Origin of the sequence: Andreprevotia lacus DSM 23236 (assembly GCF_900176275.1) — a bacterium.
Classification (GTDB): domain Bacteria; phylum Pseudomonadota; class Gammaproteobacteria; order Burkholderiales; family Chitinibacteraceae; genus Andreprevotia; species Andreprevotia lacus.
Genome location: NZ_FWXD01000005.1, coordinates 145,353 through 166,309, shown reverse-complemented (window position 1 = coordinate 166,309; position 20,957 = coordinate 145,353). Strand labels below are relative to the sequence as shown.

16 protein-coding genes and 2 riboswitches are annotated in these 20,957 nt (G+C 63.9%); of the genes, 4 read left to right on the top strand and 12 right to left on the bottom strand.

The features are described from left to right. Nucleotides 1–5: 5 nt before the first annotated feature. Nucleotides 6–2,405, bottom strand: coding sequence for an EcoAI/FtnUII family type I restriction enzme subunit R (gene hsdR, locus B9A19_RS05970; protein ID WP_176216805.1), 2,400 nt, complete (start codon nucleotides 2,403–2,405; stop codon nucleotides 6–8). A gap of 810 nt (nucleotides 2,406–3,215) precedes the next feature. Beyond that, entirely contained in the window at nucleotides 3,216–4,307 is a 1,092-nt protein-coding gene (ychF, locus tag B9A19_RS05965) for a redox-regulated ATPase YchF (RefSeq protein ID WP_084089852.1), read from the bottom strand. A gap of 248 nt (nucleotides 4,308–4,555) precedes the next feature. On the opposite strand from ychF, the gene B9A19_RS05960 reads away from it, so the two are divergent. Then, nucleotides 4,556–5,344 carry a YdcF family protein gene (locus B9A19_RS05960; protein ID WP_084089850.1) on the top strand — a complete coding sequence of 263 codons (789 nt, stop codon included), beginning with the start codon at nucleotides 4,556–4,558 and terminating at the stop codon, nucleotides 5,342–5,344. 210 nt (nucleotides 5,345–5,554) lie between these two features. Here the strand turns inward: B9A19_RS05960 and B9A19_RS05955 are convergent, their stop codons facing one another. The 9 genes from B9A19_RS05955 to B9A19_RS05915 all read right to left on the bottom strand — a co-directional run bounded on the left by B9A19_RS05955 (nucleotide 5,555) and on the right by B9A19_RS05915 (nucleotide 14,567). After that, nucleotides 5,555–6,064: a glycine cleavage system transcriptional repressor gene (locus tag B9A19_RS05955; RefSeq protein ID WP_084089848.1), complete on the bottom strand. Its 510-nt coding sequence runs from the start codon at nucleotides 6,062–6,064 to the stop codon at nucleotides 5,555–5,557. Between the two features lie 43 nt (nucleotides 6,065–6,107). Beyond that, the gene (locus B9A19_RS05950) at nucleotides 6,108–6,497 is read right to left on the bottom strand and encodes a VOC family protein (protein WP_217806995.1); all 390 of its coding nucleotides are present in this window, start codon (nucleotides 6,495–6,497) and stop codon (nucleotides 6,108–6,110) included. Between the two features lie 7 nt (nucleotides 6,498–6,504). Continuing rightward, nucleotides 6,505–7,461 (bottom strand): glutathione S-transferase family protein, encoded by a 957-nt coding sequence (locus B9A19_RS05945; RefSeq protein ID WP_176216804.1) that lies wholly within the window; start codon nucleotides 7,459–7,461, stop codon nucleotides 6,505–6,507. Continuing rightward, entirely contained in the window at nucleotides 7,458–10,328 is a 2,871-nt protein-coding gene (gene gcvP / locus B9A19_RS05940) for an aminomethyl-transferring glycine dehydrogenase (RefSeq protein WP_084089845.1), read from the bottom strand. The genes B9A19_RS05945 and gcvP overlap by 4 nt, the downstream gene beginning before the upstream one ends. Before the next feature lie 60 nt (nucleotides 10,329–10,388). After that, complete coding sequence (locus B9A19_RS05935) at nucleotides 10,389–10,727, bottom strand: hypothetical protein (RefSeq protein WP_084089844.1); 339 nt, start codon at nucleotides 10,725–10,727, stop codon at nucleotides 10,389–10,391. Nucleotides 10,728–10,731: 4 nt separating this feature from the next. After that, nucleotides 10,732–11,118, bottom strand: a complete 387-nt coding sequence (gene gcvH / locus B9A19_RS05930) for a glycine cleavage system protein GcvH (RefSeq protein ID WP_084089842.1) — start codon at nucleotides 11,116–11,118, stop codon at nucleotides 10,732–10,734. Nucleotides 11,119–11,149: 31 nt separating this feature from the next. Continuing rightward, nucleotides 11,150–12,235 (bottom strand): glycine cleavage system aminomethyltransferase GcvT, encoded by a 1,086-nt coding sequence (gene gcvT, locus B9A19_RS05925; protein WP_084089840.1) that lies wholly within the window; start codon nucleotides 12,233–12,235, stop codon nucleotides 11,150–11,152. A 40-nt stretch (nucleotides 12,236–12,275) separates the two neighbouring features. Continuing rightward, a riboswitch (glycine riboswitch) is annotated at nucleotides 12,276–12,394 on the bottom strand. Nucleotides 12,395–12,400: 6 nt separating this feature from the next. After that, nucleotides 12,401–12,501, bottom strand: a riboswitch (glycine riboswitch). 255 nt (nucleotides 12,502–12,756) lie between these two features. Continuing rightward, a complete protein-coding gene (locus tag B9A19_RS05920) occupies nucleotides 12,757–13,758 on the bottom strand; it encodes a sulfotransferase family protein (protein ID WP_245804284.1) in 1,002 nt (333 codons plus the stop codon). Then, complete coding sequence (locus B9A19_RS05915) at nucleotides 13,755–14,567, bottom strand: aspartyl/asparaginyl beta-hydroxylase domain-containing protein (RefSeq protein ID WP_084089838.1); 813 nt, start codon at nucleotides 14,565–14,567, stop codon at nucleotides 13,755–13,757. The genes B9A19_RS05920 and B9A19_RS05915 overlap by 4 nt, the downstream gene beginning before the upstream one ends. A 146-nt stretch (nucleotides 14,568–14,713) precedes the next feature. On the opposite strand from B9A19_RS05915, the gene B9A19_RS05910 reads away from it, so the two are divergent. The 3 genes from B9A19_RS05910 (at nucleotide 14,714) to B9A19_RS05900 (ending at nucleotide 18,980) form a co-directional block, all read left to right on the top strand. Further along, the gene (locus tag B9A19_RS05910; protein ID WP_084089837.1) at nucleotides 14,714–15,739 is read left to right on the top strand and encodes a threonine aldolase family protein; all 1,026 of its coding nucleotides are present in this window, start codon (nucleotides 14,714–14,716) and stop codon (nucleotides 15,737–15,739) included. Between the two features lie 270 nt (nucleotides 15,740–16,009). Further along, nucleotides 16,010–16,942 carry a pseudouridine synthase gene (locus B9A19_RS05905; protein ID WP_245804283.1) on the top strand — a complete coding sequence of 311 codons (933 nt, stop codon included), beginning with the start codon at nucleotides 16,010–16,012 and terminating at the stop codon, nucleotides 16,940–16,942. Between the two features lie 367 nt (nucleotides 16,943–17,309). Further along, nucleotides 17,310–18,980 carry a right-handed parallel beta-helix repeat-containing protein gene (locus B9A19_RS05900; protein WP_139798679.1) on the top strand — a complete coding sequence of 557 codons (1,671 nt, stop codon included), beginning with the start codon at nucleotides 17,310–17,312 and terminating at the stop codon, nucleotides 18,978–18,980. A gap of 312 nt (nucleotides 18,981–19,292) precedes the next feature. Here the strand turns inward: B9A19_RS05900 and B9A19_RS05895 are convergent, their stop codons facing one another. After that, nucleotides 19,293–20,927: a carbohydrate-binding protein gene (locus B9A19_RS05895; protein ID WP_176216803.1), complete on the bottom strand. Its 1,635-nt coding sequence runs from the start codon at nucleotides 20,925–20,927 to the stop codon at nucleotides 19,293–19,295. Nucleotides 20,928–20,957 lie beyond the last annotated feature (30 nt).

Genomic DNA, 20,957 nt, shown 5'->3' with positions numbered 1-20,957 from the left:
TCTCGTTATTGGTAAAGCGCCGTCTGGAGCCGGGATATGGCGTCCTTCATGCCCCGCACGCCGCCGAAGTGGCGGGTGGCAATCTCGGAAGGACTGCCGAAACGGTCGAAGGGTTGCACCTTCATCAGCTCGGACAGCGCATTGAATTGCAGGATGCCGCGCTCGATGTAGCGGTCGAGCAGCAGCGTAAGGATTTCACGAGCGGTATCGCCGTGTTGGGCGAAAAGCTCTTGGGCTTGGCGCCTGGCCGCCTCGGCGCGCTGGCGACGGGTGAGCAGCGGCGCGTTCCAGGCTAAATGGCATAGCAGGTCGAATGGATCGGCGTCGGGCTGTTCACTACTGGAGGCCAGCTCTTCAAAGCTGATGCCGCGATCAGTCAACTCGCGCAACACCTCGGCGCGGGTGTCGGGGTTGGCCCAGGCCGATTGCAGCGCCTCGCGCGTGGGGTACAGGGTGCGGACGGCGCGGCCGGAGTATTCGGTGTACTTGACCACCTGCAGCTTCTTGCCATCGGTATCAAGGTCGTAGACCAGATGGCCAATGACTTCGACTTCGCCGCCGTCAACGTAGAACTTGCGTGGCTCGGCCGGTGGATCAGAGAGGATGTCGCCGCCCCCCGATTCGCCGTTCTGTTCCGGCTCCACCACGTACTCGGCTTCGGGCTCGGCAACGCCAGGAATTTCTTCTGCGACAGCCTCGACGACTTCGCCGGAATCATTGACGGTCACCTCTTCGATTCGCTCCGGGTCACCATCGAAATCCGGGTCGGCAAAGTGGTGGGTGGCCGTACCGGTGAAGTCGATGATGTTGAAGTATTCCTTGCCGTAATCGACCTTTAGTCGCGTGCCGCGACCAACAATCTGCTTGAACTCGGCGCGAGAGCCCACTACACGTGCCAGCACCACGTTTTTGACCATCTCGGCGTCAACGCCCGTGGTCAGCAACTGGGATGTGGTGAGGATAACGGGCGTGGGCTTATCCACGTCCTGGAAGTGCGATAAATGGGTGAGGCCAATCGCGCCCTCATCAGCAGTGACGCGGCAGACGTAGTCGGGATACTGCTTGACGAGGTCACTGTTCAGATTCACCAACTCCTGCCGCATCTCGGCCGCGTGTTCCTGATCGACGCAGAACACGAGGGTCTTGGCGAACCGGTCGGTGCCCTTGAGCAGATCGGTCAGGTGCTTGGCCATGGCCCGCGTACGGGAGCGTAAGGCCACTACGCGCTCGAAGTCCTTGGTCTGGTATTCCTCGTCGGGCACTTCGCGGCCGTAGCGGTCCAGTTCATCTTTGCTGGGGCGCCATCCGGCAGCATCGACCGTGGTGATGACGCGATGCACCCGATAGGGGGCGAGGAAGCCATCCTCGATGCCCTGGCGCAGGCTGTAGGTGTAAACCGGATTGCCGAAGTATTCGTAGCTGTCGCGGGATTCTTCGCGCAAGGGCGTGGCTGTCATGCCGAATTGCACAGCCGGCTCGAAGTAATCGAGCACGGCGCGCCAGGCGCTCTCATCGCGGCTGGAACCGCGATGGCATTCGTCGATGATGATCAGGTCGAAGAAGTCAGGGCGGTATTGCCGGAACACGTCAGCGCTGGCCGTGGTCAGCGCTTGGTAGATACCAAAATACATATCGCGGCTCTGGCTGGTGTCCCCGCCCGTAATCTTGTGCCGGGCATCGCCAAAGGGCGCGAACATCTTGGCCATCGGGTCATCCACCAGGATGTTGCGGTCGGCCAGGAACAGAATCTTGGGGCGGCGGTGCTCGCCGGTTCGGTTCCAGCGGCTGCTCCACAGCTTCCAGCAAATCTGGAAGGCGACGCAGGTCTTGCCTGTGCCGGTGGCCAGTGTGGCAAGGATGCGTTTCTGTCCGAGCAGGATCGACTCAATTACCCGGTGGATCGCAATCTGCTGGTAATAGCGGGGCACCTTGCCAGATACAAGATTGAACGGTTCCAGCAAGCAAGGGGCCGTCGATGCTGGCAATTGCGTCGCGGCGGCCAACCTGGCAAACAGCTCGTCGGGGGTGGCGTAGCGATCCACCTCGCGTTCGGTGCCGGTGGTGTAGTCGATCTCGATGATGCGGTGGCCGTTGGTGGCGTAGGCGAACTTGAGGCCGAGAATCTCGGCGTACTCGCGCGCCTGCTGAACGCCGGTTTCGGCAGGGAGGCCGATTTCCTTGGCTTCGACCACAGCCAGGGGGTAGTCACGGCGGTAGTACAGAAGGTAGTCAGCCCGCTTTTGCTTGCCGCGCCGTACCTTGCCGCCAGCGACGATGATCCGCCCATTGGTGAAGCTGCGCTGCTCCCCGATGGCGTGCGGTGCAGTACCCCAGCCAGCCTCCACCAAACGGGGAGTGACAAATTCGCGGCAGGTATCCGCTTCGGTGATCACGCCCTCTTGCATTGCCACCCCCTTCATCGCGTCGTTCTTCGGTTAATCAGCATTTTGAAACTGGTCGCCAGTGCAATCGGTTCGATCTCGCACATATTTTTCAGCGCCACCAGCCCGCAGCCTTCCATCGCTCGCAGTGCGCGCGACGGACTGGGCGCTTGCCAACCGGACAGCACTGCGGCCCTCGTAGTCATCGAAGGAAATCAAGCGGTTGGCACATCCTTGCCGGTTAGCGCCGCCCCGGTCACCGGGGCGGCGAATACCAGCGACGCAGCGCTTCAGATCAAGCGCCCTGATCGGCGTAACCAAATAAAGCGGGCATCTTATCAATGCGACACAACTGCAGCCAGGGCTTCACGGAAGACGCAGCCACGCGATTGCCCTGATGAATTACTTATTGCTTGCAAGCAATAAGAGCGGCTGACAAAACCCAGTGTAGCCGTGCTGGCAAGGCACGCGAAACGCAGCCAGTACAAGGCGTACGGCCAGTGAGCGTAACGCCGCCAGCAGGGTTTTGCTAGCCGCTCCAGGCAGTGACTTGCGGGTGGCTTCAACTGCCTCCCTTAACCTGGGCAGGGCGGAATCGCCTCCGACTCCGTAACGGCTCTGTTTGCCGCACAGCCGGTATTTCCATCGCCAAAGGTCGAGTCGTTTAACTTGCCTCAAGATAAAAGCCAGCCCCGGCTGCATTGCACCAGCAGCAGACTTCGGGGTAGCGAATGTGGTTGGGAAAGAAAAAGCCCCGTCTTCACGGGGCTGCGCATCGCTCTGGGTGCCACGTCTGCACGCTGGAATGCATACACCTGAACCGGTTTGCTTGAATCAGACGTTGAACAGGAAGTTCAGCACGTCGCCATCCTTCACCACGTATTCCTTGCCTTCGGCGCGCATCTTGCCGGCTTCCTTGGCGCCTTGTTCACCCTTGTACTGGATGAAGTCGTCGAAGCCGATGGTTTGTGCGCGGATGAAGCCGCGTTCGAAGTCGGTGTGGATCACGCCGGCCGCTTGCGGGGCGGTATCGCCGACGTGGATGGTCCAAGCGCGTACTTCCTTCACACCGGCGGTGAAGTAGGTCTGCAGGCCCAGCAACTGGAAGCCGGCGCGGATCAGGCGGTTCAGGCCCGGCTCTTCCAGGCCCAGTTCGGACAGGAATTCGATCTTGTCGGCGTCGTCCAGCTCGGCGATTTCCGATTCGATGGCGGCGCAGACGGCCACCACCGGTGCGCCTTCGGCCTGGGCGTGCGCGGTGACCTTGTCCAGCAGCGGGTTGTTCTGGAAGCCGTCTTCGGCCACGTTGGCCACGTACATGGCCGGCTTGATGGTGAGCAGGCACAGCGACTTGATCGCCAGCTTGTCGTCATCGGACAGCCCGGCCGAGCGCGCGGGCTTGCCTTCGTTCAGGTGCGGCAGCAGCTTTTCCAGCACCTTGATTTGCGCAATCGCGTCCTTGTCGCCCGACTTGGCCTTTTTGCCTTCGCGCTGGATGGCTTTTTCCACCGTGGCGAGGTCGGCCAGCGCCAGCTCGGTGCCGATCACGATGATGTCGTCGATCGGGTCGATGCGGCCGGCCACGTGGATGATGTTGTCGTCGTTGAAGCAGCGTACCACGTTGACGATGGCATCGGTCTCGCGGATGTTGGCGAGGAACTGGTTACCCAGGCCCTCACCCTTGGAAGCACCCGCCACCAGACCGGCGATGTCGACGAATTCGACGATGGCCGGCACGATTTTCTGCGGATTGATGATGCCGGCCAGCTGCTGCAGGCGCGCATCCGGCACTTCGACGATGCCGACATTGGGCTCGATGGTGCAGAACGGGTAGTTGGCGGCTTCGATGCCGGCCTTGGTCAAGGCGTTGAAAAGCGTGGACTTGCCGACGTTGGGCAGGCCGACGATGCCGCATTTGAGGCTCATGCTGTATTCCTGTTTGCAGGAGCAGCAACAGGCCGCCCCGGAAAAACGATGATTTTACCGTGACTTAGCGCCACCCACCAAGCCGGCCCCGGCGATTACGGGCCGGCAGGCGAAAAAGCGCGCGCACGCGGCATGGCGGCACGCACAACACGGCATGATTTCTGCCTGCACTGCAGGCAGTTTTGCCGCCGTGGCCTGCGCTGCGCATAATCGGCGGCTATCCAACTCCCTAGTGGCGGCCCCGGCACATGCAGCTTGGCAAGCAATCCCCGCGGCAATGGCTGCAAATACTGGCAGGCGCACTGCTTGCGCTGGATGGCCTGGCCTGGTGCCTGGCGGGCAAACTCAATGTCGGTACGCTGGTGCCCTTGTTCCTCGGGCTGGGACTGCTGTTACCCGTGTTGCTGGCCCGCCGCTGGCAGGGCTGGCTGCAGCGAGCCGTATGGCGCCAGCGTGCCTGGCAGGCGCTGGGCTGGCTCTTGCTGGCCTGGCTGATCACGCTGCTGGCGTTTTTCTGGCACCTGGCCCGACAGCAACTAGCCACCCCGGCGGTCGCGCCTTCCGCCATCATCGTATTGGGTTCGGGGCTCGATGGCGACCGGCCTTCGCCGATGCTGCAGGCACGCCTGAATCGGGCGCGGCAGCTGGCAGGGCAATATCCGCATGCGGTATTGGTGGTATCCGGCGGCCAAGGGCTGAGCGAAGCCGTGAGCGAGGCCGATGCGATGCGCACCGACTTGCTAGCGCATGGCATTGCCGACAGCCGCATCCTGCGCGAAGACCGCAGCACCAGCACCCAGGAAAACCTGCTGTTCAGCCATCGCGTGCTCGCCAGGCATGGCCACCAGCCCGATAGCGATGCCGTACTGGTGGTCAGCAGCGACTTCCACATGTGGCGCGCCGGGCGCATTGCCCAGCGCCAGGGTTTCGGCAACGTGATGACTGCCGGCGCGCCCACGCCGCTCGTTGCGCGCTACAACGCATGGCTGCGCGAGTATTTTGCGGTGGCCATCTCGTGGCTGCTGGGCGAATACTGAGCGCCTGCCGTATCGCCACTGGGTTGCAGCTGCCCGCCACATACAAAGACCCCGCCATGGCGGGGTCTTTGCTGTCCGGCGCTGTGTTCGGCGGCTTAGAGCCGCTAACAAAGCCCAGTGTAGCGATGCTGGCAAGGCACGCGAAACGCAGACAGTACAAGGCGTACGGCCAGTGAGCGTAACGCCGCCAGCAGGGTTTTGTAGCGGCTCTTAGTCCGCGCTGCCGAATTCGACGAACAGATCGTCGGATAGCGCTTCCAGATCGCGCTGCAGTGCATCCACATCGAAACCGGCGCGGGCGCGCAGCACGGCGCCGGCCTGGAACAGCGGCTCGCTCGACATCGGCGCGGGCACGACTTCGGTGCTGAGCTGGTCGACGTTCACGCCGTGGCGGGCCAGTACCTGCGTCACTTCCTTCACGATGCCGATGCGGTCGTGTGCGGTGACTGACAGCATCAGCTCGATCGGGTATTCCTCGGCCGCGCCGCCCTCAACCACCGCCACCTGCAGATCGGGCAGCTGTTGCAGCGCGGCTTCCAGCGCGGCGCGGTCGGCGCCGTTCAGCTCGATGCGCAGGATGCCGGCAAACTGGCCGGCCAGCCGGCTCATCGACGACTCCAGCCAGTTGGCCTTGTGCGCGGCGACGACTTCGGCCAGTTGCTCGACCAGACCGGGTTTGTCTGCGCCCAGCACGGTCAGCACGAGGGTAGTGATGGTCATGGCGGTTTCCTTTTTGTTTCTTGTGGGGGCCGGGCCGGCAGGCTCAAGCCGGGGTGTTGATGACGATCTCGATGGCATAGCCATCGGGGTCGGTAATGAATGCCGCGTAATAATGCGGGCCGTAATGCGCGCGCAGGCCGGGGGCGCCGTTGTCGCGGCCGCCATGCGCCAGCGCAGCGGCATGAAAGGCGTGCACATCATCACGCGTGCGGGCGGTAAAAGCCAGATGAAACCCCGCCCCCGGCGCAGCCGCACCGGCGCGCGCCTTGATGCAAAAGGCATCCTGCCCATCGACCAGGCCATAGCCCACCGCAGTGTCGCTCTCGAACACGCGGCGGTAGCCCACGGTGGCCAGCACCGCATCATAAAACGCCGCAGCGCGTGCCAGATCGCGCACACCAAAGGACAGATGATGCAGCAGGCCGCGTTGCATGGCTATGTCACCGGTACTGTGAAGAGGCCAGCGCAAGTCGTGCCTTATTGCGCCTGAGCGTGACCAGGTAATACCACGGGTGCAGCACCATGTTCCACGTCCACACCTTGTTCTGATCATTGCCGGCCAGAGCGCCGGCGGGCTGCAGCGGCAGGCTGCCGGCCACATCGCGCAGCTTGCGGCGCACCGGAGCACGGTGCTGGCGAGCGGCGGTAATGGCAGCCTGGTAGGGGAATTCCGCCTCGGCGCCCAGTTGGGCAAACACCTGCTGCTGGCGGGCAAACAGCCCCTGCAGGCCGGGGTGCTCGGCAAAGAACGGGACGATGAGCAGCGGCCGCAAATGCGTGGCCAGCGTGATGTCGGCAGCGGAAAACGCCTCGCCCACCACGAACTCGCGCCCGTCCAGCGCGGCAGCCAGATCGAGCAGATAGCGCTCCAGCCCCTCATACAGGCCGATGGCCTCGCTGCGGTGGAAGGCAAAGCGCTTGGTCAGCAAGATGCCAAGGACGTGGCCGGTGAGCCAGCGCAGGCCGGGCTTGGTGAACACGCCGCCGGCGATCTGACCCAGAAACAGCGAGGGCAGCACGGTGGGGCATTCAAGAATGAGCTGGGTATAGCCAAAGCGCCGCGCCGGCACGCCCAGCAGGGTATCGAACTCGATCAGCCGCTGCCGGATGGCGGCGCGGTTGGCCGCGTCACCGGGGTAGAGCAGCGGCGCATCCGGATAGCGCTGATCGAGGTAATCGAGAATGGGCGTCGATTCGAACACCACCGCGCCGGTGGCATCGTCGTGCACGGTGGGGAAGGCGTGGCGCGGCACGCGCTGGCCGCCGGCCACCGCATGGATGCCGGCCTTGCTGAACGCGTTATCGCCCACGCGCCGCCACGGCACGCCTTTATAGGCGAGGGCCAGCCGCACTTTTTCGCAATAGTGCGACCAGGCCAGCTCATACAGCGTAATCACGCCGCGTATTCATCCATCGGCACGCAGGCGCAGAACAGGTTTCGGTCGCCGTATACATCGTCGATACGGTTCACGCTCGGCCAGAACTTGTTGTCACGCACCCAGGCCAGCGGGAACACCGCCTGCTCGCGGCTGTAGGGACGATCCCAATCCGCGCCCATCACGTCCGCCTGCGTGTGCGGCGCGTTTTTCAGCGGGTTGGCGTCGGCCGGCCAGCTGCCGTCCTCCACCCTGGCGATTTCGGCACGGATGCTGATCAGGGCGTCGATGAAGCGATCCAGCTCGGCCTTGGATTCCGATTCGGTCGGCTCGATCATGATGGTGCCCGGCACCGGGAAGCTCATGGTCGGCGCGTGGAAGCCGTAGTCCATCAGGCGCTTGGCGATGTCCACTTCGCTCACGCCGGTGGCCGCCTTGATCGGGCGGATGTCGATGATGCACTCGTGCGCCACGCGGCCGCGCGTACCCGTGTACAGCACCGGGTAGTGGCCGGCCAGCTGGCTGGCGACATAGTTGGCGTTCAGCAGCGCCACCGACGTGGCCTGCTTGAGGCCGCTGCCACCCATCATGGCGACATACATCCACGAGATCGGCAGGATGGACGCCGAGCCATACGGCGCGGCCGACACCGCGCTCTGGCCCACGCTCTCGCCCGGCACCGCGCGCACGGCGTGGTTGGGGACGAACGGCGCCAGATGCGCCTTCAGGCCAATCGGGCCCATGCCCGGGCCGCCGCCGCCGTGCGGAATGCAGAAGGTCTTGTGCAGATTCATGTGGCTGACGTCGGCGCCGATGAAGCCCGGCGCGGTCAGGCCAACCTGCGCATTGAGGTTGGCGCCGTCCATATACACCTGGCCGCCAAAGCCGTGCACGATGTCGCAAATCTCGCGCACTGCTTCCTCGAACACGCCGTGCGTGGACGGGTAGGTGATCATCAGGCACGACAGCTCGGCCGCGTGCTTTTCAGCCTTGGCTTTGAGGTCGGCCACGTCGACGTTGCCGGCTTCGTCGCAATCGACCACCACCACCGACAGACCGATCATCTGTGCTGTCGCCGGGTTGGTGCCATGCGCCGACTTGGGGATCAGGCAGACGGTGCGGTGCGCATCGCCGCGCGACTCGTGATAGCGCTGGATGGCGACCAGACCGGCGTATTCGCCTTGCGCGCCCGAGTTGGGCTGCATGCAGACGGTATCGAAGCCGGTGATGATGCGCAGCCATTCGGCCAGCTCTTCAATCATCGCCACATAGCCGGTGGTTTGCTCGGCCGGCGCAAACGGGTGGATGCGGCCGAATTCAGGCCAGGTGATGGGGATCATCTCGCTGGTGGCGTTCAGCTTCATGGTGCACGAGCCGAGCGAGATCATCGAATGATTCAGCGCCAGGTCCTTGTTTTCCAGCCGCTTCATGTAGCGCAGCATTTCGTGCTCGGTGTGGTAGCTGTTGAACACCGGGTGAGTCAGGAAGGCGGAGGTGCGTTGCAGCGCAGCCGGGATCAGGCTGGCCGCATCTGCATCGAGTTTTTCGACATCGGCGCTGACGCCGAACACCTGCCACAGCGCAGCCACATCGGCGCGGGTGGTGGTTTCGTCGAACGACACCGCCACGGTGCCAGCAGCGACGCGGCGCACGTTGTAGCCGGCCACTTCAGCCTCGGCCACCAGCGCGGCGCTGTCGGCCACGGCGATGCGCACGGTGTCGAAGGCGCTGGCGTTCTGCACCGCCACACCGCCGTTCTTCAGGCCGGCGACGAAAATCGCCAGCAGGCGCGCGGTGCGCTGCGCAATGCGCGTCAGCCCCTGCGGGCCGTGGTACACCGCATACAGGCCGGCGATATTGGCCAGCAGCACCTGCGAAGTACAGATATTGGAGTTGGCCTTTTCGCGGCGGATGTGTTGCTCGCGCGTTTGCAGCGCCATGCGCAGCGCCGTCTTGCCACGTGCATCGACCGACACGCCGATGATGCGGCCCGGCACCGAGCGCTTGTGCTCGTCGCGCGTGGCAAAGAAGGCGGCGTGCGGGCCGCCAAAGCCCATGGGCACGCCAAAGCGCTGCGCCGAACCCAGCGCAATGTCCGCGCCCAGCTCGCCCGGCGATTTCAGCAGCACCAGCGCCAGCAGGTCAGTCGCAACGGCAACAACGGCGCCAGCCGCCTTGAGCGCGGCAATGGCCGGCGCCAGATCGCGCACTTCGCCATCATCGCCCGGGTATTGCAGCAGCGCGCCGAACACATCGGCGCCGGCTGCTTCGTCCAGGGTGCCGACACGCAGCTCGAAACCGAAACCGTGCGCGCGCGTTTTCAGCACGTCCAGCGTTTGCGGGAATACGGCAGCATCGACAAAGAACACGTTCGATTTGGACTTGGAAATGCGCCGCGCCATGGCCATGGCCTCGGCCGCTGCGGTGGCTTCATCCAGCAGCGATGCATTTGCCAGTTCCAGCCCGGTGAGGTCAATCACCATCTGCTGGTAATTCAGCAGCGACTCCAGCCGGCCCTGGGCGATTTCCGCCTGATACGGCGTGTAGGCGGTGTACCAGCCCGGGTTCTCCAGCACATTGCGCAGGATGACCTTGGGCGTGAGCGTGTCGTAGTAACCCTGCCCCAGCAAGGACGTGCGCACCACGTTCTTTTTGGCGTGCGCGGCGATGTCGGCCAGTGCATCCACCTCGCGGCGCGGCGCCGGCAGCGGCAGATCGGCCGGCAGGCGAATCGCGGCCGGCACGGTCTCGGCCACCAGCGCGTCGAGCGAGGCAACGTTCAGGGTTGCCAGCATCTGCTGCTGCGCGTTGGCGTCCGGGCCGATGTGGCGGCCGATGAATTCGTCGTGCTGTTCCAGCGCCAGCAGCGATTGAGGCAGGGAAGTCATGCGATATACCCGAAAAATAGCATTACGCTGATGGGCGGCCGCGCGGGGGCGCGGCCATCATCAGTAAGCAAAATACAAAACAAGGCCGCTAACGGCCCCAAACAGAAACAAACGACCCACCCAGCCATTGCCGGTGAGGGCCGGCCGGCCGGCATATGAACCGGTGCCGGTCAGCAGCCCCCATAACACGATGAGCGCGGCAAACAGCGTATCGAACAGCCAGCCACCGCTCAGCAAACCGGTCAGCGCAAAGCCGCCGCTGCTGAGCATCAGCAGGCGCGCCGCCAGCGGCGAGGTCATCCAGCTGGCCAGCGCGAACACCAGCAGTACGCCGTAGAACAGGCCGAACAGTGCACCGAGTACCGCGAAAATCAGCCGGTCCCGGAGCAGCCCGGCCATGGCATCAGGCGCCGATCAGATCCACGTAGCCGGCAGCATCCAGCGCGCCGGCCAGTGCGTCGGCATCCGCCGGGCGCACGCGGAAGAACCAGGCATCGCCATACGGCTCGGTGTTGGCCAGTTCCGGCTCGTTCACCAGCGCTTCGTTGATGGCAACGACTTCACCGGCAATGGGTGCGTATACGTCCGACGCGGCTTTCACCGACTCGACCACGCCGGCGGTATCGCCAGCGGCCAGTTGTGCGCCCAGTTGCGGCAGCTCGACAAAAACGATGTCGCCCAGCAGCGCTTGGGCGTGATCGGTAATGCCGATGGTGATGGTGCCGTCGTCTTCCAGACGCAGCCATTCGTGGGTATCGACGTATTTCAGTTCGGCGGGAACGTGGCTCATGTCTATCGTCCTTCTATGGAGGGTGAGTTTGTTATTCGAATACTTTCTGGCCGTTGCGCACGAACGGCATCTTGACGATGCGCGCCGGCTCGAGCTTGCTGCGGATATCGACCTGCACGATGCCGCTGGCCGCTGCGGGCACGCGCGCCATGGCAATCGACAGTTTGAGTGAGGGGCTGAAGGTGCCGCTGGTGATTTCGCCTTCGCCGGCATCGGTCTGCACGGTCTGGCCGGCGCGCAGCACGCCCTTACCTTCCAGCACCAGGCCGACTTGTTTGTAGGCCGGGCCAGCGGCCTTTTCCGCCGCGATCACGCTGCGGCCGATGAAATCGCGCTCTTCCGGCGCCCAGGCGATGGTCCAGCCCATGCCGGCCGCCAACGGCGATACGCCGTCGTCCATTTCGTGGCCGTAGAGATTCATGCCGGCCTCAAGGCGCAGCGTATCGCGCGCGCCCAGCCCGGTGGGGGCGACGCCGGCAGCCAGCAGCGCATTCCAGAATGCCACCGCCTCGCTACCCGGCAGCATGATTTCCAGGCCGTCTTCGCCGGTATAGCCGGTGCGGGCGACGAACCACTCACCGGCGGGCAAGCCCTGGAAGACCTTGAGGCTGTCGATCAGCGCGGCCAGCTCGGGCTTGGCGGCTTTCACCTTGGCAATGGCTTGCGGGCCCTGGATGGCCAGCATGGCGAGTTCAGGGCGCTCGGTGACGGTGACGTCGAAAGCGGCGGCTTGCTGGGTGATCCACGCGAGGTCTTTATCGCGCGTAGCGGCGTTGACCACCACGCGGTAATCCCACGCAGTCTTGTAGACAATGAGGTCGTCGATCACGCCACCGTCGGCATTGAGCATGCCCGAGTACAGCGCCTTGCCCTCGAAGCCGAGGCGGGCCACATCGTTGGCCAGCAGCTTTTGCAGAAAGGCGGTGGCTTGCGGGCCGGTGACATCGACCACGGTCATGTGCGAGACATCGAACACGCCGGCATCGCTGCGCACGGTGTCGTGCTCTTTCAGCTGCGAGCCATAGTGGATGGGCAGCTCCCAGCCGGCAAAATCGACGATCTTGCCGCCAGCGGCGACGTGGGCTTCAAACAGGGGGGTGCGTTGCGGGGCGCTCATTCCGGCTCACTCAAGTGTAGGGGTACTTTATCGGCACAACCTCACACCCTCTGTCCGCTGAACCTGAGATTTTCCGGCGCGCCAGTGATGTACACACAGCGTGGCCGTTAGCCCCTTCGGTGGGCGCGCGTGCGCGCGCCGCTCTCCAGATTGAACGGGGTCTCCCCCGATCTTGCAGTCCTTTTGCCTGAGCGATTGCGGGTGCATTTGCGCCTTCGGCGGCGGCGCGTGGCATGAAGCCGGCCGCTCTCTCCTGCAGAATGCCGCCATTATCGATGGGCGGGTGCTGCCTTGCAAGTCACGGGCTGGCCTCTTGTCTGCCGGCCCCCGGCTTGATCGCGTGCCCGCGCGCGGATCATGGCCACAAGGAACAGCGCAGATACGTGAAGCCACTGACGAGCGAAGCGAGGCCCCCTCGCGGCGGCGAAGGCAGGTGAAGTGGCATCAAATCAGGGAGCGCCGCCGTGTCACCCTCGACAGCCGGCCAGATCCCGGCTGTGCCGGGATCTTGCTGCCCTTGCTCACACGCTGACGGTTGAGGGGATAACCGGCGCTCTCAGGGCTTCGAGCGCCTGATACGCCGGCTGTGCATATTGCGCCACAGCAGCCAGCACCTCCGGCCCGGCTTCGCGCCGCTTGTCGTCGCCATCCGGGCTAAAGCCTTGCTCGGGCCGCTTGGCGTGTTGCCCGGCCCCCGCTGCAGCCAGCGCCAGATCGTCGGCATGCAGGTCGAACAGGCCGGCCAGCCGCCCGGTTACCGCGCCGGGCAGCTCGCTGTAGTTCACGGCAATGCCGCCGTGGGCGCGGCATTGCCGTTCGCCCTCGGCCAGTATCTGCCCGATGACCTGCGCTACGAACTCGGCACGCGTCAGGCCGGATACCTCGTCAAACGGCAAGGTCAGCGGTGACGCGCCCAGCATGCCCGGCACCACATGCACCCCGGGCTGGCGCAGTTGCGACACGACGATTTCCAGCGGATCGCGGTAGAGAAAAATCCATGGTGTGTCGGGAAACGCTGCGCGCAGCAGCGGCAGTTCAAAAATGTTCCAGGCATCGAGCTTGACCACCAGGCTGCGCTCGCCACCCCGGCGGCGCTGGCCGTAGCAGGCCAGCAGGCCACGCAGGCTGTCGCGTTGCCAGCGAGTGGCGACCGGATCGGTGTAGTGCGCACGCAGCAAGGTATCGAGCGGGGCAGGCTCGGACAGCACGGTGTGGCTCGCCAGCCGCGACAACATGCGCGCAATCAGCGTGGAGCCGCAGCGCGAGGCGTGAAAGACAAAGGCAGCGGGTGCGGTATCGGCGGGCTGCTCCGCCCATGCCGCCAGCACGTCCAGCGCGGTGTCGCGGCGAAACAGCTGGTTGAACGGCAGTTGCAACACGCTGTCGGTGCTGTTGTGGAAAAACGGCTCCTGCAGCGCATGGCGGTCAAAAAAAGCCCAGTCCAGCCGGTAACCTGCCGGCGAGGAGCGGGCCATGATAGGCAGCCAGCCGGCCAGATCAGCGGGGCGCAGCGCGGCCATCATGCGGATTGCACCATGTAGCGCTGCTGCCAGCGCTGCCGTTGCTGGCGCATGGCGGCCAGCACGTCATCGCGGCTGAACAGGTGCTGATGCTGCCGACCCAGCGCCAGCACGGTATCGATGAACGTATCGCGCTCACTGTGCGCCAGCAGGCTGGCACGCAGCGTGGCATCGGCCACCACCTGCTGCTGGAATGCCTGCAGCGCCAGGCTGCCGCGACTGGGCTGCAGCGCCGGCGTGGCAGGCGCACCGGCGGCAATCATGGCCTGCAGCGCGGGGCTGGGGCGGCAATCGACCACCAGATGGATGCGCACTTGCGTGCCGGGATTGTGCACGCGGTGCGGCCGCGACAAATCAAGGAACCAGCATTCGCCGGCCAGCATCGGCACCACCAGCCCGTCGAGCAGGAATTCGACGTCGGGGTGGCTGAGCAAGGGCAGATGCAGGCGCAGATCGCTGTCCGGGCTGCCCAGGTCGTAATCGCAATGCTCGCGTATGCACGCCCCCGGCCCCAGGCGCAGCAGGCGCGCGCTGCGTACTACGGCATCCAGCGGCGCCAGCGCGGCCGACCATGCCGGCTCGGCCTGATACAGCGCAGTGGGCACAGGCTCGCCCTGCCCCGGCGTCAGCCCGCCCTGCGCATCGGCCGGGGCGATCAGCGCCACGCCGCTCCAATCACCGCTGAAATACTCGGTATTGAAATGCGGCTGCCATGCAGCATCGGGAATACGCGCCAGCGCGGCCAGCATGGGCGCGGTATCGACGGCCAGCGGCAGGCGCGCGCACGGCGGCCGGGTGAAAACTTCTGCCATGGAATGGAAACTCGCTGTTCGGGCCCGGCAGCACACGCCGCCTGCTCACGCCGCATGGTAGCGCCTGCGCGGATCAGGATGATCCACAGTTTTGCCGGCGTTGCGCCTGCGCTACGCTGCATGCATTACGCACCCGAGGCTAGAGCATGGACTGGATCGACATCCGCAGCGACACCGTGACCCAACCCACCCCGGCCATGCGCGCGGCCATGGCCAGCGCCGAGGTGGGTGACGACGTGTATGGCGACGACCCGACCGTGCACGCGCTGGAAGCGCGTGCGGCCGAGCTGGTAGGCAAGCAGGCGGCGCTGTTCGTGCCCACCGGCACCTTCGGCAACCAGCTGGCGCTGTTCACGCATTGCCGGCACGGCGATGAAGTGATCGTAGGTGAGGACAGCCACATCGTCTGGCACGAAGTGGGCGCGGCGGCGGTGATTGCCGGCGTGAACCTGCGCCCGGTAGTCAGCTGGCTGGGCGAGCTGGACCCGGACGACATCCGCAGCCGCATCCGGCCCGATGGCGACATCCACCTGCCGCGCACCGGGCTGGTGTGCCTGGAAAACGCGCACGGCAACGGCCGCGCACTGCCGCTCGCGGGCATGCAGGCTTGCCATGCCGTTGCCAAGGCGGCCGGCCTGCCGGTGCATCTGGACGGCGCGCGGCTGTTCAACGCCGCTGCCGCACTGGATGTGGATGCGCGCGATATCGCCGCGTGTGCCGACAGCCTGATGTTCTGCCTGTCCAAGGGACTGGCGGCACCGATCGGCTCCATCCTGGCCGGGCCAGCCGACTTCATCGAAGTGGCGCGCAAGAAGCGCAAGCTGATGGGCGGCGGCTGGCGCCAAGCCGGCATGCTGGCTGCGGCCGGGCTGCTGGCGCTGGGCGAAATGCGCCAGCGGCTGGGCGAGGATCACGCCAACGCCAAAAAGCTGGCCGGCCTGCTGGAAGGGCAGCCGGGCATCACCGTGCGCCGCGATCAGCTCGATATCAATATGGTGTGGTTCGACGTGGCGCCCGGCGTGAACGTGGCCAAGTTGATGGCCGACCTGACCGCCGCCGGCATCAAGGCCAACCCGCCCGAGGACGGCGTGATGCGGCTGGTAACGCACTGGCAGATCGATACCGCCGCCGCCGAGCGCATTGCGGCGACGATCGCGCTGTCGCTACGCTGAGCGCCTGTTAGGCCCCCTCGGCCGTCATCTGTTGATAAACCGGCATCAAGCACCCGGCAAAGCCGGGTTCTCACCGGTTTCTGAAGGTGAAACAGCGGCTCTTCCTGATTGATTCCACGCCCCCCGCCCTCGTTTGCGCGAGGGAGCCTCGCCATGCTCGTCAGCAGCACGAGTCGGGCCTTTGTAATCAGATGGTTGGTACTGCCATCGCCTCTGCCCGCAGTGGAGAACGGGGTATAGTGCCGCCTTTACCCCGCCCCCGTATCCGCCGTGCCCAAGCCCAGCCACTGCCCCCTGCCGCAACGCGACGGCATCACGCCCAGCTATCTGGAGTTGCCTGCCGGCAGCTGGCCCAGCCTGCTGGCGTTTCTGGTGGCGCGCTTTCCGCACGTGGCCGAGGCCGCGTGGCTGGAGCGGCTGCAGCGTGGCGCGCTGGTCGACCCGGACGGCGTGCCATTTGCGCCGGACAGCCCCTACCGCGCCTATAGCCGCATCTGGTATTACCGCGAGGTTCCACGTGAAACGCCGGTGCCGTTCGAGGAATATGTCCTCTACCGGGATAATCAGCTGGTGGTGGCCGACAAGCCGCATTTCCTCGCCTGCATACCCGCTGGACGCCACTTGCAGGAAACGCTGCTGACGCGCCTGCGCATAAAACTGGACCTGCCCGATCTGGCTCCCATCCACCGGCTGGACCGCGAAACTGCCGGCATCATGCTGTTCTGCGCCGACCCGGCCTACCGCGGCGCGTATCAGAAGCTGTTTGCCGAGCGGCGGGTGGAAAAGGAATACGAGGCCATCGCGCCCTACCGCGCCGATCTGGCGCTGCCGCTGGTGCACCGCAGCCGGCTGGAGGAGCGGCCGGAAAACTTCACCATGTACGAGGCCGATGGCGAGCCGAACAGCGAAACGCGCATCAGCCTGATCGCGCAGCGCGGCGACTGGGCGCACTACCGGCTGCAGCCGCACACCGGCAAGAAACACCAGCTGCGCGCCCACCTGTGCGCGCTGGGCATCCCCATCCTGCACGACCCGTGGTACCCGCTGGCACTGCCCGACAAGGGCGACGACTTCAGCCGCCCGCTGCAATTGCTGGCGCGTTCCATCACATTCACTGACCCGGTCAGCGGCAAGGAGCACACCTTCCGCAGTGAACGGGTGTTGCGCTGGGCGGACGGCAGTAGCGCTCCATATTCTGGGTAAATTCAAGGCGTCGTGCACCTTGCCTGCCGACCGTGTTGAGTGAACGCGCCAGCTGCAGCACACAACTGATGCACCATTTAGCAGGCATACGCTGTGCGGCAGCAATGTCAGCATTCCGTCTGTAACTGACCGGAATAACGCTCAAAAATACCAAGAATTTATGATACTTTATGTAAGATTTTCTCTAATTTCGCTGTCTTTCCGAGAAAACTATCCACAAACTCGAAGCAATCAATCACTGCATGGCAAAGGTATGTTTATTCATATGCCTGAGTACTTCGGAACCAACTTCTGCATTCAGTACCCGCAAGCCAGTCAGCCGCAATACTTGTAAATTATTTCAATTTCACCGCAAACCAGGACCTTTATGAGTTACCTCAGAAAATTTTCCGGCTTATTGTTTTTCATCAGCGCCCTCGCACATGCCGACTGTAATGTCAGTAATGCGGCTTCCTGGTCGTCATGCCTGGGCGGCACGCCCTCGGGCGGTACGATCAGCCTGATTGCCGACATTTCCTGCACCGGCACCTCGTGCTGCGGGCCGTCGCAATCAGCGCTGGGGCAGATCAGCGGCAAATCCAATATCACCGTGCTGGGCAACGGACATTCGATCAGTCGCATCGGGCTGGAGTCGGTGTCGTGCAATGCCTTGCAGATTTCGTCGTCATCGAATATCAAGGTGTCCGATCTGGCCTTCAAGGAAGATGCCAATGTCCTCCGCTGCGACATCAACGGCAGCAACTGCCCGACCGCGTCGACCATCCGGGCGGATCAATCCAGCCAGGTCACCTTGCAAAAGGTCAGCGTATTCGACGCACCGCATTACGCCGTCACCTACAACGGGGTCAACGGCATCACCATCGATCAGTCGGCCTTCGACAATGCCGGCGTGCTCGGCGTGCTTGCCGGCCCGGCCGTTGGCAACGTCTATCAGGTCAGCGCCAATATCAACATCACCAATTCGGTGTTTACCAACACCGGAGCGAATGCACTGGTGCTGCACGCCACCAACACCAGCCATGTCACCTCGAACGTGTTTCTGAACAACCACCGGGAGGGAAAATACAGGCAGTGCGAAAGCGAAAATAAAAAATTCATGTGCAACGGCGGACAGATTCTGGTCTATGGCGTCAATGACTTGAATGAGAAACTCAACATATTTGAAGTCGTGGACAGCCTGGACACCACAATTGATCACAACATCATCGGTGATGGCTACTGCAGAAATTGCGAACAGGACAATCCGCGCGATGATTTGAAATCGGTATGGCCGATCGAGGTGGGTAAATACACCGCGCTGACTAACCAGTCTGCCGTGGTCAAAAACCTGACCATCACCGACAACATCATTTACAACCATGCTGGCTCGGCGGTGATGAAAAACTCGGGCAGCATTGCCGATACGCTGGTGATTGCGAACAACACCCTGTCGGGCCTGGCGCGGATCAAGACCAACAGCGCCGGCCAGACCGAAACCGTGCCCGGCGTGGTGTTCTATGTGCCGCAAGCACCCAACCAGCCCGACCGCTGCACCTCAGCCGCCATGCAGGTGCCCGGCGCCAATCTGTCGCGCTGCACCGCCACCTCCTGGGGTTACTCCGGCCAGGGCAATGTGCTGAGCCTGCCGCCGCGGCTTACCCATTCCGGCCTTGCAGACTGGAAGGTCTACCGCCTGGGCGGCGCGTATCACCATGAAGCACGCTATCGCAACGAAGACCCCGGCTATTCGCTGGAGTGGGTATTCCAGCTGCCGCTCCGGCCCAATCCCAAGCTGGCCGGCTATGGCATCGTGTATCGCTGTTTTTCCGGCACCTACCCGGATGACGACTTCATCACAAACTTGAGCCAATGCGAAAATTCAGGTGGCAAGCTTGACTCCGTGCTCGGCTTCAGCGTGAACGCCTCGGATGCAAATGCCACCCCTGTTTATCGCTGCCGCAATGGCGCCGACCACTTTGTGTCGTACAACGCACAATGCGAAGGCGTCAATTTCGAAAAACTGATCGGCTACAGCCTGCCTGCCAGCTACACACCTTAAGCAAATAAACGAACCTTCCGTACAACATGGAAGGTCGTGTAGCGAGTTTTTCAAACCCGGCGAAGAGAGGAAACGGATCAATCGGAAATACGCCAACATAACCCTTACCAAGAGCGATCGGCAGCTGGCCCCACCAAAGGGTTAATGTGGCGCCCCACCTGTAAATGAACCTGATGCCGCAAAAAAGGCCCACCGAGGTGGGCCATCAAGTCGGACACGACAATTACAAGGATGTGAGACTGCTGCCGGCGCAGCCATGCGCCGGCAGCGCCCCCACCCGGCCTGGAGAGTGGCCGAGCAGGGGAGTCGTACTTACTTCAGCTTCCAGAGCGTCGGCGTTGCGGCCGGGTTCCAGTTGGCGCCGACGTAGGCAGTGTGCGTTACCTGTGCCACATAGTCCTTGCCGCCGTAGCTGGCGCAGGTGCCTGCGGTGTAGGTATTGCCTTCAGCCCATGCTGCGCAGCCGCCCGGTACCGGGGTGACGGTCGGTGCGGGGGTGGCAGTCGGTACGCTGGTCGGCACCGGGGTTGCGGTCGGCTTCGGCGTCACGGTCGGGGCTGCTGTCGGCAGCGGGGTGGCCGTCGGGGCCGGTGTTGCTGTCGGCGCCGGATCACCACCGCACACGCCCAGGTCGGCCCACGGTTGACCATCGCCAGTGCTGCTGGACGGCACGTTGCCCTGTGTCCACCACTTGGCCTGGTAGTTGTGGCCGTTGTAGGCCACGGTAGCGCCGCCGTTATAGGCAGTGCTGCTGCTCCAGGTGGCGGCGCAGGTGGTGGTCGACGGCACCGGGGTGGCGGTCGGCTTCGGCGTCACGGTCGGGGCTGTGGTCGGCACCGGAGTCGTAGTGGGCTTGGGCGTGACAGTCGGTGTGCCGGTCGGAACCGGGGTAGCCGTCGGGGCCGGTGTAGCGGTCGGCTTCGGCGTGGCAGTGGGTGCCGGTGTGGCTGTCGGCACCGGGGTAGCCGGTGTGCCGGTCTTGGCCGCCTTGAAGGTCTGGTAGAACTGGTAGTCGGTCTGCGGGGTCAGCGAGAAATCATCCAGGCTGCCCGAGCCGCTGCGGTCACGCTGCAGCGCCCAGAACGACAGCAGGCCGATGTTGTACTGCTTGGCAAAGTTGGCAACTTGCGTGGCGTCGGCCGTGGTGAAGATTTCGGTCTGCACGTCGTTCTTGCCGATCATCGGCGTGATGCCGACCATGGCCCACAGTTCGGCGTCGCTCTTGGTGGTGTAAATGCCCTTGAGCTGGCTGAACAGCGAATTGGCAGCCTGCACTGCCAGATCGCCCATCTTCTTGCCGTTGGAGATCGATGCGCCGTAGTCCATGGTCATCACGTTGACCACGTCGGTGCGCACGCCGGCTGCCTGTGCGCCGCGCAGCAGGTTCAGGCCCTCACTGGTCAGCCCGGTCGGGTTGGTCGGCAGGGTGAACGAGATGTACAGGTCCGGATACTTGGCCTGCAGCGTCTTGATGGCTTCGTTACGCACGCTGTTGAGCGCAGTTTGCGACAGCTGGCTGCCTTCGATGTCGAAGTCCAGCGCACGCACGCCGGTGCGTTGCAGCAGGGCATCTACCAGTGTGGCCATTTGCGGGCCGGTACACTTGGCTTCCACATAGGTGCCGGCTGCGCCGCCGAACGAGATGATCAAACGACCACCTTGCTGCTGGAACGCGAGCACATCGCTGAGCATGTTGTCGACATCGTTGCTCAGGCTGCAACCGCTGTTGCCGGTGATGATGAACGCCAGGGTGGCGGCATCCAGACCGGCTTTCTGCTTGGCATCGACGAGGCTGGTGAACTTGTAGCTGCTTTCGCCGTAGCCCCAGGTGAAGAAATACGGGGCGGCTTCGGTAGCCAGGGAACCGACAGAGGCGAGGCCCATGGCGAGCGCGAGCGCGCCCATGCCAAGCCGCCGCAGGTTGCGGGACTGTGATTTGCGAGACATTACGTCTCCTCCTTCCATCATTTGGTTTTA

Coding starts and splice junctions, on each gene's coding strand:
- B9A19_RS05960 (WP_084089850.1), top strand. CDS start 4,556: ATGCAGCTTGGCAAGCAATCCCCGCGGCAATGGCTGCAAATACTGGCA.
- gcvT (WP_084089840.1), bottom strand. CDS start 12,235: ATGAGCGCCCCGCAACGCACCCCCCTGTTTGAAGCCCACGTCGCCGCT.
- hsdR (WP_176216805.1), bottom strand. CDS start 2,405: ATGCAAGAGGGCGTGATCACCGAAGCGGATACCTGCCGCGAATTTGTC.
- B9A19_RS05920 (WP_245804284.1), bottom strand. CDS start 13,758: ATGATGGCCGCGCTGCGCCCCGCTGATCTGGCCGGCTGGCTGCCTATC.
- B9A19_RS05955 (WP_084089848.1), bottom strand. CDS start 6,064: ATGACCATCACTACCCTCGTGCTGACCGTGCTGGGCGCAGACAAACCC.
- B9A19_RS05900 (WP_139798679.1), top strand. CDS start 17,310: ATGAGTTACCTCAGAAAATTTTCCGGCTTATTGTTTTTCATCAGCGCC.
- gcvH (WP_084089842.1), bottom strand. CDS start 11,118: ATGAGCCACGTTCCCGCCGAACTGAAATACGTCGATACCCACGAATGG.
- gcvP (WP_084089845.1), bottom strand. CDS start 10,328: ATGACTTCCCTGCCTCAATCGCTGCTGGCGCTGGAACAGCACGACGAA.
- B9A19_RS05935 (WP_084089844.1), bottom strand. CDS start 10,727: ATGGCCGGGCTGCTCCGGGACCGGCTGATTTTCGCGGTACTCGGTGCA.
- B9A19_RS05915 (WP_084089838.1), bottom strand. CDS start 14,567: ATGGCAGAAGTTTTCACCCGGCCGCCGTGCGCGCGCCTGCCGCTGGCC.
- B9A19_RS05910 (WP_084089837.1), top strand. CDS start 14,714: ATGGACTGGATCGACATCCGCAGCGACACCGTGACCCAACCCACCCCG.
- ychF (WP_084089852.1), bottom strand. CDS start 4,307: ATGAGCCTCAAATGCGGCATCGTCGGCCTGCCCAACGTCGGCAAGTCC.
- B9A19_RS05950 (WP_217806995.1), bottom strand. CDS start 6,497: ATGCAACGCGGCCTGCTGCATCATCTGTCCTTTGGTGTGCGCGATCTG.
- B9A19_RS05895 (WP_176216803.1), bottom strand. CDS start 20,927: ATGTCTCGCAAATCACAGTCCCGCAACCTGCGGCGGCTTGGCATGGGC.